At 44.9% G+C, this 13,552-nt stretch carries 12 protein-coding genes, 1 tRNA gene and 2 rRNA genes (1 of these 15 only partly in view); 2 read left to right on the forward strand and 13 right to left on the reverse strand.

The genetic code is table 11. The annotated features are described in order from the left end of the window. Positions 1-47: 47 nt before the first annotated feature. A complete protein-coding gene (locus ACXHJ1_RS06250; protein ID WP_019685757.1) occupies positions 48-2,324 on the reverse strand; it encodes a PAS domain S-box protein in 2,277 nt (758 codons plus the stop codon). A gap of 328 nt (positions 2,325-2,652) precedes the next feature. Here ACXHJ1_RS06250 and tadA point away from each other — a divergent pair, with 328 nt between their 5' ends. Together tadA and ACXHJ1_RS06260 are read left to right on the forward strand one after the other, a co-directional pair. After that, entirely contained in the window at positions 2,653-3,153 is a 501-nt protein-coding gene (gene tadA / locus ACXHJ1_RS06255; RefSeq protein WP_049828232.1) for a tRNA adenosine(34) deaminase TadA, read from the forward strand. Positions 3,154-3,212: 59 nt separating this feature from the next. Next, complete coding sequence (locus ACXHJ1_RS06260; RefSeq protein ID WP_290410618.1) at positions 3,213-3,770, forward strand: GNAT family N-acetyltransferase; 558 nt, start codon at positions 3,213-3,215, stop codon at positions 3,768-3,770. A 123-nt stretch (positions 3,771-3,893) separates the two neighbouring features. On the opposite strand, the gene ACXHJ1_RS06265 is transcribed toward ACXHJ1_RS06260, so the two are convergent. The 12 genes from ACXHJ1_RS06265 to ACXHJ1_RS06320 all read right to left on the reverse strand — a co-directional run. Then, positions 3,894-4,970, reverse strand: coding sequence for a hypothetical protein (locus ACXHJ1_RS06265; protein ID WP_031462570.1), 1,077 nt, complete (start codon positions 4,968-4,970; stop codon positions 3,894-3,896). A gap of 197 nt (positions 4,971-5,167) precedes the next feature. After that, a complete protein-coding gene (locus ACXHJ1_RS06270) occupies positions 5,168-5,323 on the reverse strand; it encodes a small acid-soluble spore protein P (protein ID WP_014599349.1) in 156 nt (51 codons plus the stop codon). Positions 5,324-5,395: 72 nt separating this feature from the next. After that, complete coding sequence (locus tag ACXHJ1_RS06275; RefSeq protein ID WP_017427220.1) at positions 5,396-5,566, reverse strand: hypothetical protein; 171 nt, start codon at positions 5,564-5,566, stop codon at positions 5,396-5,398. A gap of 27 nt (positions 5,567-5,593) precedes the next feature. Then, entirely contained in the window at positions 5,594-5,935 is a 342-nt protein-coding gene (locus tag ACXHJ1_RS06280) for a hypothetical protein (RefSeq protein ID WP_017427219.1), read from the reverse strand. A gap of 145 nt (positions 5,936-6,080) precedes the next feature. Next, positions 6,081-6,169, reverse strand: a tRNA-Ser gene (locus ACXHJ1_RS06285). 90 nt (positions 6,170-6,259) lie between these two features. Next, complete coding sequence (gene serS, locus ACXHJ1_RS06290; protein ID WP_457905802.1) at positions 6,260-7,543, reverse strand: serine--tRNA ligase; 1,284 nt, start codon at positions 7,541-7,543, stop codon at positions 6,260-6,262. 36 nt (positions 7,544-7,579) lie between these two features. Next, the gene (gene pdxT / locus ACXHJ1_RS06295) at positions 7,580-8,146 is read right to left on the reverse strand and encodes a pyridoxal 5'-phosphate synthase glutaminase subunit PdxT (RefSeq protein ID WP_017427217.1); all 567 of its coding nucleotides are present in this window, start codon (positions 8,144-8,146) and stop codon (positions 7,580-7,582) included. A gap of 16 nt (positions 8,147-8,162) precedes the next feature. Beyond that, a complete protein-coding gene (gene pdxS / locus ACXHJ1_RS06300; RefSeq protein ID WP_013368723.1) occupies positions 8,163-9,044 on the reverse strand; it encodes a pyridoxal 5'-phosphate synthase lyase subunit PdxS in 882 nt (293 codons plus the stop codon). 131 nt (positions 9,045-9,175) lie between these two features. After that, positions 9,176-10,564 carry a D-alanyl-D-alanine carboxypeptidase family protein gene (locus ACXHJ1_RS06305; RefSeq protein WP_457905803.1) on the reverse strand — a complete coding sequence of 463 codons (1,389 nt, stop codon included), beginning with the start codon at positions 10,562-10,564 and terminating at the stop codon, positions 9,176-9,178. Between the two features lie 331 nt (positions 10,565-10,895). After that, positions 10,896-12,353: an IMP dehydrogenase gene (guaB, locus tag ACXHJ1_RS06310; protein WP_017427215.1), complete on the reverse strand. Its 1,458-nt coding sequence runs from the start codon at positions 12,351-12,353 to the stop codon at positions 10,896-10,898. A gap of 303 nt (positions 12,354-12,656) precedes the next feature. Further along, positions 12,657-12,773, reverse strand: a 5S ribosomal RNA gene (gene rrf / locus ACXHJ1_RS06315). Between the two features lie 153 nt (positions 12,774-12,926). Next, positions 12,927-13,552: ribosomal RNA gene (locus ACXHJ1_RS06320) — 23S ribosomal RNA — on the reverse strand (it continues 2,299 nt past the right edge of the window).

Genomic DNA, 13,552 nt, shown 5'->3' on the forward strand with positions numbered 1-13,552 from the left:
GTGTACCCTCCATTTCTACGAACACACTTCCTCCTGCCCCCAGCCCGTTACTCGGGCTTGGCAATCGGAAGCTGCACGAGGGCGGTTGTTCCCTCTCCCTCTATGCTTTCAATATCCAGTGTGCCTTTATGGCTCTGTATAATACGCTGGCTGACCATAAGCCCTAGTCCTGTACCTGTTTCTTTATTTGTGAAAAAAGGTTCTCCCAGCTTGGATAGCATTTCTGCGGGAATACCCGTTCCCTGGTCCCGTATGAAGATTTTAACGCTTTCTCCCTCTAAGAACAAATGAATTGTGATGATGCCGCCTTTACTCATAGCCTCCATGCTATTTTTAAGTAAATTAATGAATACCTGTTTTAACTGATTTTCTTCAGCATATACCAAGGCAGGCTCGTCCGTAACCTGAAGGTTGAATACAATACCCAACAGATGCGCCTGGCTATCTAGCAAAGAAATAACATCACTCACAATATAACGAACATCTTTTTTCTGAAAATGTACTGCCTGTGGCTTTGCCAATATTAAAAACTCGCTAACGATCAAATTGATGCGATCCAGCTCAGACATCATAATATCGTTGTGTTTCATATTCAACACTTGATTTTGCTGCTGTAGTTGTAGGAAGCCACGTAGCGTGGTTAATGGATTACGAATCTCATGCGCTACGCCTGCCGCCAGTTGTCCTACGGTTGTCAGCTTCTCTGATCTACGTAGCAGTTCCTCCATCCGGTTACGCCCTGTGATATCACGCGAGACACAGATAAAGCCTAAGATTTCGCCTTGTTCATCCAGAATAGGTGAAGTACTCATACTAATCTCTACTGTACTTCCATCCTTACGCATTCGTAGGGTCTCGCTTGATACGATGCTTTCTCCCTGAAGCAGGCTCTCCTTCTGAAATTCATACTCCTCCTGTTGCTGCGGAGGCACAAACTCCAGCTTACGGCCAACCAATTCTTTCTTGGTCCACCCGTACAAAGCTTCGAAGGCATGGTTGACCCGAACAACACGATCCTCCTGATCGGTTACATGAATCGCATCTGCCGTCTGATTAATAACCGATTCTAGATGCTCCTTTACAGAACGGTTTTCTTCATACATTTGTTCAAGTCTTCTCGTATACATCCCCAAGTTGTAGGCCATCGCATTGATGCGCTCACCCAGCTGTGCAAGCTCATGGCCGCCCTTAATTTCTAGCCGTGTATCAAAATGGCCGTCAGCCATCTCGTTCACTTTTCCCAATATCGACTGAATCGGACGGACAAATAGGCTGGCGAGCACATAGCTTCCAATGATCACAACCTCCAATAGAACAATGGAAATAGCAACTAAACTGATTAATTGCTTGGATATAACAGAAGCGATTGTATCATAATTCATGACAATACGAATGACATAGGAATCACGGTTTGTCGGATAAAAAGGTATGTAGCTGACAAGCACCCGTTCGCCTTTAATATAACAATCTTGTACGATACTCTCTCCCGAAAGGATCGCCCTGGACACGGCCAAACGATCCTCAGGCACTCTTGTTAGTTGATACGTGCCGAATTGGATCGGTTCGTTGTACATGTAGTAGTGCTTTCGATCGTTACCGTTCTTGTCCATCGTAGCGCCACCAAAGGTTGCAGGGTTGATTCCTGTTATCTCCAAAATGCGATAATCCACTTGCTGAGTCTGCTTCACAATCTCAGCTGGGCTCAGGATAGGTATAAAATCCTGGACTGAAGTATCCTGGAAGGATATTCGAATTAAGTAGTTACGTTTTTGGTCATAATAAAATCCCCATTTATTAATATGTGAGGAACCTGAATCTGTGTAATCAAAAGAACTGGTCCAAAAATGATCTAGGTTCTGACCATGCGCCATGGCCACCTGTCCATGTTTATATAATTGGTCAACTGCATTTTTCCAATACCCCATTAATGGATCGGATGACGTTAGCTCTTTAGGATTCGAAGATTTGACAACCTTATATCCCTGTCCATCTCGGATCATCAACGAGATATTAATATCCCTGTGGAGTGTAGCTATCTGTTGTAGCTGTTCCTGCTGGATATTACGAATATCGGGATCGAGCTGATTGGCAGCCAACGTAGCAGAAAGCCACAGATTATATCCGAGCTGCTTGTCAACGGCCTCCCAGCTATGTCGGGTTTGTTCGATAGCTCCTCCGATGATTTTAGCCGTCAGAACCATTTTGGTTTCACTGTCACTTCTTAGATTTTCGTGGGTCGTGTAGTAATTGAGTGCGATGTTTAACAATAGGATAAACAGGACCGACCCCGACAAAATGATCGTTATTCTGATTTTTATCGACACACTGATTTCTCACCTCTTGCCGTATGCTGGCGATTACTGGCAATTGCTAACTCAATGATACCGTAATAGTGCCTGGGATACCAGCATTTACATTTACCGGATATACATAAATACACATCCTGTGAACAATGTTGTCAATAGGCGAGCATTTACCTACAATGTATTAAGATAATCATCCACATATAGTCCACAAATACACAGATGTTATTATAAACTGTGGATAAATCTGTGGACAAGTATGGTGTTATCCACAATTTTATTCACATCATGTTAACAACGGAATACTTGTTCGTTGGATAATTCCGCGTTTGAAAGGAGCATTTTCCCAGTGACCATTATGGATCACGCCTATTGGATGAGAGAAGCCATTCAGGAAGCGTACAAGGCAGAAGCGTTGGGTGAAGTCCCCATCGGAGCTGTCATTGTAAAAGATAATGAAATCATCGGTCGCGGCTACAATTTGCGCGAGACCGACACCGACCCAACTGCACATGCAGAGATGGTTGCCATCCGGCAGGCCAGTGAGCATTTGGGCGCTTGGCGCCTGCTGGATTGCAGGCTGTATGTCACTTTGGAGCCGTGTCCGATGTGCGCTGGAGCCATTGTGCAATCACGCGTCCCCCATCTAATATACGGCACCACAGATCCCAAGGCGGGTTGTGCAGGCACGCTAATGAATTTATTGCAGGAGCCTCGGTTCAATCATTGTACAGAAGTAACCCACGGTGTACTTCAGGAGGAATGTGCCTCCATGCTAACAAACTTTTTTCGGCAGCTCCGGCAAAAAAGAGCGGCTGCCAAATTGTCTCCTCCTTCATCTCCATCCTGAGGAGGAAAAGTCCAAAGCTCTTCATCTCACTGCTAATTCCGCGTGAAAGGAGATCTCTTATGCCTATGAGCTTGTATAATACGCCTCAAGGTATCTTTTTACGTCCCCTAAGCTTGGAGGATGGCGAAGCCCTTCTCGCCCTTAGACTTCGAAATAGGGACTCTCATGCGCCCTATGAGCCACTGTATGAGGATTCATTTTTCACTTTAAAAAAACAACAGGATTACATCCGTGAGAGATTGCATCAAGCGGAAGAAGATCGAGGGTACTTGTTTGGTATCTTTCTCTTAAAACAAGAACGGCTGATAGGTTACATCTCCATTTCCAATCTGGTGCGTGGAGTTGGACAATTCGCCGACGTCGGCTATATGATGGATCAACATGAGCAGGGTAAGGGACATATGACGGCCGCTTTAAAGTTGATCATACAGTATGCCTTCCGTGCCTTATCTCTACATCGTCTCCAAGCAGGTACCCTTCTGCATAATGATCGCTCACAACGTGTATTACAGAAGTGTGGCTTTCAACCGGAAGGTATTGCTCGCAAGCTGGTACAGATTCAGGGCGAATGGCAGGATCATCAGATGTTCGGGATTCTAGCTGAAGATGACGTGTGACGAATCTGAACAACTGCACGGAGGACAACTTAATCATGAACAAAAAAACCGCCCGGCCTATGCCGAGCGGTTTTCTTACATCACATTCGAAGAAATGATGTTTGTAATCCTGTCATCCTCTGTTTAAGGAGATACAGTTTGCATTTTTTGTTGTAGTTGTTCGATAGTGAGGACTTGGTCAGCTGTTGGAATCCCCACTTTAAATGATGCTTTTTCATTGATTTTGCTGTATTGCGAGTAGCCTGTTACAGACAACTTCACATTATCTTTCGTAGAAGGATCATTCACTTCCACGTTCGCATTCAGATCTTGATACACAGGAACGTTATCCTTGTTCAAAGCAGTGTTAATGTCAAACTGTTTCACTGTCAAATAGTTCTTCAACTCATCCAGCTTTTTGCTAACTTCGCTGGTGTTGGATTGCAGTTCTTTTTTCGCTTCAGCCAGTTCTTCCTTCTTCACTTGAAGCATGCCAGCATATTCGTCTTTAGACATTATATCCAAGACCTTAGGAAGCGCCTTAGTGATAAATGTATTGGTCGCTTGCTTCACGTTATCGTTCGTGATTTTAAACTGAACCACTTGTTTAGCTTCAACGCCTTGCGGCAATTTAGCATCTTTAGGATCAATATCAAAGAAATACGTAGCTTGATCATACTCGCCCATGATCGCAGCAATCACTTCGTTCGCAAATTTCTGAGATTTTTCCTGATCCATGGTTGCAGGGTTAAATTCTTGTCCCGTTTGTTTAGCCAGTTCTTGTGGATCAATGAGCAGGAATTTACCTACAACATCCTGTGGAAGCGGGTAAAATGGAATATTAGGAATTTTAACGTACAATTTATCTTTAGTCATTACCATTGGAATCGTAAAGCTAGTAGAAAGATCACCCTTCAAATGAATGCCAAGCGTCATTTCAGATTGGAAAGGCTCCTTTTGGTATACGCCATCCAGTGTAATATCAGCATTTTTCAGCATGCTAGTTACCATTGCACTTTGCTCAGCTGGCACAGAAGCGGAGGTAATTGTCAGTTCCTTAACGGTAAATTGACTTTTGGATTCATAGGAATTCAACTTCATCGCATTTGCTGTACCAGTCGTAACAGCTTCCTTCGGTTCTAACTTCTTGCTACAACCTACCAGCGCTACCGTCATTAGCAACACCATAGTGAGGACCAAGACGGATAATTTTTTACTCATTGTGTAGATTCTCTCCTCTCATAATTAACCCCTTTTTTTATGCTAACAAAAAAATACACACCCTCTATTTTAACTCATATTCATAAACGGCGAAACACTTATTGGAAAATTTTCTTGCAATAAGCACAAAGACACCCTGGCTCTCTAACCAGGGTGTACTATACTTCTTAATATTTTTAGGAGAAAAGTCTGACTGCTTATGAACCTTGTCTGTTATGGTGATCCACGTGATTGCGCTGTTTCACCTTCTTGGAACCGGATAACGGCTCTTGTTGATGACTACGCTCACGCTTTTCGTTACTTCCACCAGAATCCTGAGCCTCGGGAACAGGAACAGCTCTAGGTTTGCCCATTTACGCATCCTCCATTCTCAGTCTAAATTATTGGCACATCAACGAATCCGTTTATTACCATTTAAAATAGGACTATAGATGGTTCAGATCTTCCGTTTTATCGTGATTCAGTGAATCCTGATGACGACGATCATTACGATCCTGCTGCACTTGCTGTGCCTGATGACTATTGACTGGACGTTGTTCCAAATCATCGACAATGTTGGACAGGTTTTTATCCAATCCGTTTTTGGCCTTGGTCATGTAACCTTCCTCCTCATTCCTTCATGACTACGAGTGCGTTAATGACTGTAACGTTTGGGCGCATTGGTGAATGTGCCGCGTATAATCGGACACCAGCTGCTGAATGATATCTGTTCGTTCATCCACAGACCGTCCGTCACGCTCTACATCGACTAAGCTAACCTGTACCTCCCGAGAATCTACATACGTACATGCAAAGTTAAAGGAGTACATTTGTCGGCCTTCTACCTCGATATGGATTCGTATAGCCCGGTTATCAGCTTCATCTGCCTGTACCTGTGATTTATCCCCTGAATTCAAAAGAATCGGCAGTTGTTCCTGCCAGGCCTCTACCAGCTTTTGCTGATCTACTGTCATTTCTCGATTCATGCCAGCACCTCCACATCTGATAACGTGTGAAAAAAACAGGTTTTTTATACAACAAAAAAGCCATTCTTCACGATTCCTGATCATTAGCATATAGAGCCTAATGTACCAGCTATCAGATTCGAATGGCTTGGTTTTATTTAGAATATGGCGGAGAGGATGGGATTCGAACCCATGTGAGCTTGCACTCTAACGGTTTTCAAGACCGCCCCGTTATGACCGCTTCGGTACCTCTCCAGGTGGTAAATGGATAAAGCTGCTTCCCTCTATTAAACAACTCAGGCGCAACAAAATTATTTTACCACAGAATTTTTAAGAATGCAAGGCTTACTGTTTATGAGTTATAACCTCAATGCCTCGCATGTATGAACGTAGCACTTCGGGAATCACAATGCTTCCGTCCTCTTGCTGATAGTTCTCCAAAATAGCAGCTACAGTCCGTCCTACAGCCAATCCTGAACCGTTCAGTGTATGTACAAATTCAGGCTTTGCCTTCGCATCTGGACGAAACCGGATGTTTGCACGACGCGCTTGGAAGTCTTCAGTGTTGGAACAGGAAGAAATCTCACGGTACATGCCGCTCTCCGGCAACCATACTTCCAGATCGTACGTTTTGGCAGACGTAAAACCCATATCTCCTGTGCAAAGTGCCAGCACCCGATATGGAAGTCCGAGCAGCTGCAAAACACGCTCAGCGTTATTCGTCATTTTCTCTAATTCTTCATAAGAGGTATCTGGGTGAACCAGCTTGAGCATTTCCACCTTATTGAATTGATGCTGACGAATCAAGCCACGTGTATCACGCCCTGCTGATCCTGCCTCTGAGCGAAAGCAAGAGCTGTATGCCACATAATATTTAGGAAGCTGATCTGCATTCATAATCTCTTCACGGTGGTAGTTCGTTACCGGAACTTCGGCCGTAGGAATAAGATAATACTCGGTATCACGCAGTTTAAACAAATCCTCTTCAAACTTCGGAAGCTGACCCGTTCCGTACAGACTGTCCCGATTTACAATGTATGGAGGTAGCATTTCTTCATAACCATGCTCACTGCTGTGCAGATCCATCATAAAGTTAATTAGCGCACGTTCCAATCGCGCTCCCAGTCCCTTATAGAACGTAAAACGAGAACCCGTCACCTTAGCTGCAGCCTCAAAATCAAGAATATCTAGATCCTGAGCCAACTCCCAATGCGCTTTGGGTGTAAAAGAAAACTCGCGCGGCTCCGACCAGCGACGAATTTCCACATTATCCTCTTCCGAAGCGCCTACAGGCACAGTCTCATTAGGGATATTAGGAATCGACATCACCAGTTCGTCGATCTGAACTTCCAGTTCCCGCACTTGCTCATCCAATTCTTTAATACGATCGGAGACCTGGCGCATTTCAGCAATAAGATCATCCGCATTTTCCTTATTCTTCTTCAACTTGGCTACTTCACCAGATACGACATTCCGACGATTTTTGAGTCCTTCACTTTCCTGAAGCAACTCACGACGGCTTACATCCAGATCTGTAAAACCATTAATCAGATCCAGAGATTTACCTCTGTTCTGTAAAGCTTTCTCAACCCGACCAAGCTCATTACGCAAAATCTTTATATCTAACACAGGTGATCCCTCCTACACTACAAACCTGACTTTCCGCTATCCGCGGACCATATCCACAAAATACTGATGTAACCGGTAATCGTCTGTTAATTCCGGATGGAAGGATGAAGCCAGCAGATGACCCTGACGGGCTGCTACAATCTCGCCGTTATACTCAGATAGCACATCTACTCCCATTCCGACAGATTGTATTAAAGGCGCGCGTATAAACACCGCACGAACCGGCTCCTCAATCCCTTTAATGTTCAAGTCAGTTTCAAAGCTTTCTCGTTGGCGACCAAAGGCATTACGCGATACTGTAATATCCATGAGTCCCAAATGTGCTTCTTCCTGACCTTGAATCGTCTTGGCCAGTACAATCAATCCCGCGCAAGTGCCAAATACAGGCTTCCCTTGATTGGAAAATTGGCGTATAGCCTCTATAAAATCATACTTGCGCATTAGCTTACCGATAGTGGTGCTTTCACCACCGGGAATGATAAGACCGGACAGCTCATCGAGCTGTTCGATCTTCTTCACTGCTATACCTTCAGCACCCGCACGTTCAACACTTCGTATATGCTCAGCTACAGCGCCTTGCAGCGACAATACACCTATTTTCATGCCGGTCCCTTCTTTCTTACCAACCACGATCTTGCATGCGCTCATGCGATGCCAGTTTGGAAATTTCAATGCCTTTCATAGGAGTCCCCAAATTCTTGGACACTTCTGCAATCAGCTTGTAATCCGTATAATGAGTGGTCGCTTCCACAATGGCCCGCGCAAATTTCTCAGGACTATCCGACTTGAAGATACCAGAACCTACAAATACACCATCAGCGCCTAAATGCATCATCAACGCAGCATCTGCAGGTGTTGCTACACCGCCCGCTGCGAAGTTAACCACTGGAAGCTTACCAAGCTCATGCACTTCCAACAGCAGCTCATAAGCAACTCCGAGGTTTTTCGCTTCTGCATACAGCTCGTCCTTTGACAGGTTTTGCACCTTGCGAATTTGACCATTGATAAAACGCATGTGACGAACAGCCTCAACAATATTTCCAGTTCCCGGTTCACCCTTTGTACGGATCATAGATGCGCCTTCACCGATACGACGCAATGCTTCCCCTAGATCCTTGGCTCCACAAACAAATGGAACGGTGAACTCCCGCTTATCGATATGGAATACCTCATCCGCAGGTGTCAATACTTCGCTCTCATCGAGGTAGTCAACACCTAGAGATTCCAGTACCTTTGCCTCAACAAAGTGACCAATACGAGCCTTAGCCATAACAGGAATAGAAACAACCTTCATTACCTCTTCCACAATCGTAGGGTCAGCCATGCGAGCAACCCCACCCGCTGCACGGATATCCGAAGGCACTCGTTCAAGAGCCATTACGGCTGTAGCGCCTGCTGCCTCAGCAATTTTAGCCTGTTCAGCGTTCATGACATCCATGATTACGCCGCCTTTTTGCATCTCTGCCATACCTCTTTTTACACGCGAAGTTCCCGTTTCCATGTCGTTGCCTCCTGTAAGGGTTACGTTTAGATTTCTAACTTAAGATTTTACCGTACGAACGCCAAATACACAATCATTTCAAGTTGCAAAATAAGTAATGCAGAACAGGTTAGACCGGTTAGCGTTCATCTTTAGAAGAGATTTTTAATTCCCTGGAACAAATCGCCGAAGAAATCACCAATTGCCCGGAAAAGCATTCGGAACCAACCGCCCTCTTCTACTGCTGTAGTTGTAACCAAATCAACAGTTTTCGTCTGGCCTTTATCCACGCCATCCGTTTTGTATGTGTACGTAATCGTTCCGACTTTTGCCCCTTGCTTCAAAGGTGCCACGAGAGAGCTTGCTGGTGTTATATTCGTTGTAAAGGTTACCTTAGGATTGCTCGCACCCTTAGCCACGATAAAACTTACTGCATCTTTTGTGACGATCGGCACTTCTGTTTCCGTACCTTTGGTCACAGGCACATTCTCAACACCTTTAACCACCGTTTTTGGAGCAACAACCTGCTTCACTTCAAAGTTATCAAAGCCATAGTTCAGCACTTTAGCCGTCTCTGTAAAACGGTGTGCATCAGAGTCAGCGCCCATAACTACACTGATGAGACGCATTCCATTACGTTCAGCCGTACCTGTAAAACAGTTTCCAGCATTAGCCGTATGACCTGTTTTCATTCCGTCTAAACCTGGATAAGCGAATTTTCTAAAGTTAGTAATATTTTTGTTCGCTTCCAGCATCCAGTTATAGTTAATAATCGGTGCTTTATCGGTTGGACGGAATTTGTACGATTGAATTGTGGTAAACCGTGTATAATCTGGATGGTCCTTAATGATGTAACCTGCTAGAATAGCTGCGTCTCTCGCTGTCATCACAGTTTCCCGGTCTGTGTCCGGTTGAAACCCTGCAGGCATATCCTTGCGATCCAAGCCAGTCGAGTTGATAAAATACGTATTTTTCATACCCATTTTCTGAGCTGTTTCATTCATTAGTTTCACAAAATCCTGCTCGGTTCCAGATACGCGTTCAGCAAGAGCTACTGTTGCATCATTGGCAGAACCTACTGCCATGGCAATATAAAGCTCTTCTACCGTATGTTGATCCCCTTGAGCCAAAAAAATACGTGATCCGATACTCTTAGAAGCATTCTCGTTCACTGTAACCTTATCCGTCCACTTAAGTTTGCCTTGCTTAACCTGCTCCGCTACGATGTACTCTGTCATCATTTTGGTCATACTGGCTGGCGGGAGCGGCTCATCTGGATTCATAGAGAGCAAAACCTGCCCAGTGGAAGGCTCAATCAAAATAGCTGAACGAAGTGCCAGACTAGGGGGGTTAATAGAACCTGTTCCCGTGATATTCGTTGCTTCTGTTGCCGCTCCAGCAGCAAAAGTAGCCACGCTTGAATCGAAATTGCCTACAACAGGCAAGGCCGACATATACATCATATTAAGCACCATGACTGCAGTCACACTCTTTTTAATCATGCTGCGTTTATTATTTTTCTTAAAATTGTTCGCTTTCAAATGAATACAAACTCCTCTCGTACCTCAACCCGAACCGCTATGCTATGTATAACGAGACGGTGGTTACAGCCTTTACTTGGCCAAAGAATTAATGTTTTAGTATTATACAATTTAGTGTCATTTCGTTTCCTAAGATATAGCTTGTCATGAGCATTCTGTGCCCGAATCTTCCTAACTGGTAGGAATCGTCCAAAATACCTAAGCGTCCTAATTCATCAATAACCTCATGAGAAGGCGGATACTTGTCTATTCTATCACAGGGGTATCTCTAAAAAAAGACAGGCAGAGCGAAATGCGCTCTGCCTGTCGTCAAGTCTATTACAGCCGAACTTTATAGAGAGTAGTTTGGTGCTTCTTTCGTAATCTGCACATCATGCGGATGGCTTTCGCGCAGACCTGCACCTGTAATACGGATAAAGCTTGTATCGTTTCGAAGCTCCTCAATATTAGCAGTACCACAATATCCCATACCGGAGCGAAGACCGCCCAACAGCTGGTGAACAGTGTCGGAAAGTGGCCCTTTATAAGCAACGCGTCCTTCAATACCTTCTGGCACCAATTTCTTGTCGTCATCTTGGAAATAACGATCTTTACTACCTTGCTTCATCGCAGCCATAGAGCCCATACCACGATATACTTTGAAGCGACGTCCTTGATAAATTTCCGACTCGCCTGGGCTTTCTTCCGTACCTGCAAAAAGACTTCCCAGCATTACTGCAGAGGCCCCTGCCGCAATGGCCTTTGTAATTTCACCAGAGTATTTAATACCGCCATCTGCAATAATCGGAATATTATATTCACGTGCTACTGTTGCACAATCATAAATAGCTGTTATTTGTGGAACACCAATCCCTGCAATTACGCGTGTTGTACAGATAGAGCCTGGACCAATACCGACCTTAACGACCGATGCTCCTGCTTCAATCAATTCGCGCGTTCCGTCACCTGTAGCTACATTACCTGCTACAATCGTCAGGTCAGGATATGTTTTACGCAACTCGCGGACTGCTTCAATAATGTTAATATGATGGCCATGAGCGGAATCCACAACAATCAAATCCACACCAGCTTTTACAAGTGCTTCAGTCCGTTCAAACGTATCCTTGGAAATGCCGACAGCCGCACCGACCAGAAGACGCCCTTGTGCATCCTTCGCTGCGTTCGGAAATTGAATAGCTTTCTCAATATCTTTGATGGTGATCAAACCTTTGAGGTAGTTCCCTTCATCGACCAGTGGAAGCTTTTCAATTTTATGCTTTTGCAAAATGACTTCCGCTTCTTGTAAAGTCGTGCCTACTGGTGCAGTTACCAGTTCTTCCTTCGTCATGACTTCACTAATTTTAAGATCAAAGTCGTGAATAAAGCGAAGATCACGGTTAGTAATAATACCCACCAATTTGTTCTCTTCGTTTACAACAGGCACACCGGAAATACGATATTTACCCATAACGGCCTCAGCATCGGATACCAAGTGATCCGGAGTCAATGAGAATGGGTTGGTGATAACACCGCTCTCTGAGCGTTTAACCCGATCTACCTCTACCGCTTGCTGTTCAATCGACATATTTTTATGAATAACACCAATACCGCCCTCACGAGCCATCGCAATTGCTAACACTGCCTCAGTAACAGTATCCATACCAGCACTCATTAAAGGAATGTTCAGCTTCACGTTATCACTCAAACGAGTTGCTACGCTTACTTCTTTGGGCAGTACCACCGACTTACGAGGTACCAACAAAACATCGTCAAAGGTAAGGCCTTCCTTACCGAATTTATCTTCCCACACCAAGATGATCCTCCTTCAAAATGTTTAGTCTGTATTGGTCTTGTTGTCTGTCCGACATGGACAAATCAAGGCTCTCTGAAAATATATTATTGCAATCTTAGCAAAGCGGTATAGGGGTGTCAAGCCTTCATCAACAGCCCTAACCCGTAGTATTTCCCTGTACAAACAACTGTACTCCTACGAAGGACAACTATTATAAACAAACGGCTTTAAAGGTACCAAAGGAGTAAGAATATAAATAAATTCACTTATATACAAAAAAGGATCATGATCTCAAAAAGATCATGATCCTTTTTACTTGTTGCTTGGCAACGTCCTACTCTCCCAGGACCCTGCGGTCCAAGTACCATCGGCGCTGGAGGGCTTAACGGTCGTGTTCGGGATGGGTACGTGTGGAACCCCTCCGCTATCGCCACCAAACATGAATTTGCTCCGCAAATTCTTCCGTAAGGTTATTCGGTTCATCACAGATTGTGTGAATGAATCGCCATACGCTTGTCGTATGTACTTCTACATACCTTCAAGGTGTTACACCCTGAAAACTGGATCCGAAACTTCATTGCGTCTTATCTTTAGGATAAGCCCTCGACCGATTAGTATTGGTCAGCTCCATGCATTACTGCACTTCCACCCCCAACCTATCTACCTCGTCGTCTTCAAGGGGTCTTACATACTGGGAAATCTCATCTTGAGGGGGGCTTCACGCTTAGATGCTTTCAGCGCTTATCCCTTCCGTACATAGCTACCCAGCGGTGCTCCTGGCGGAACAACTGGTACACCAGCGGTACGTCCATCCCGGTCCTCTCGTACTAAGGACAGCTCCTCTCAAATTTCCTACGCCCACGACAGATAGGGACCGAACTGTCTCACGACGTTCTGAACCCAGCTCGCGTACCGCTTTAATGGGCGAACAGCCCAACCCTTGGGACCTACTTCAGCCCCAGGATGCGATGAGCCGACATCGAGGTGCCAAACCTCCCCGTCGATGTGGACTCTTGGGGGAGATAAGCCTGTTATCCCCAGGGTAGCTTTTATCCGTTGAGCGATGGCCCTTCCATGCGGTACCACCGGATCACTAAGCCCGACTTTCGTCCCTGCTCGACTTGTAGGTCTCGCAGTCAAGCTCCCTTCTGCCTTTGCACTCTTCGAATGATTTCCAACCATTCTGAGGGAACCTTGGGGCGCCTCCGTTACTCTTT

This window comes from Paenibacillus sp. ALE2 (assembly GCF_054113385.1).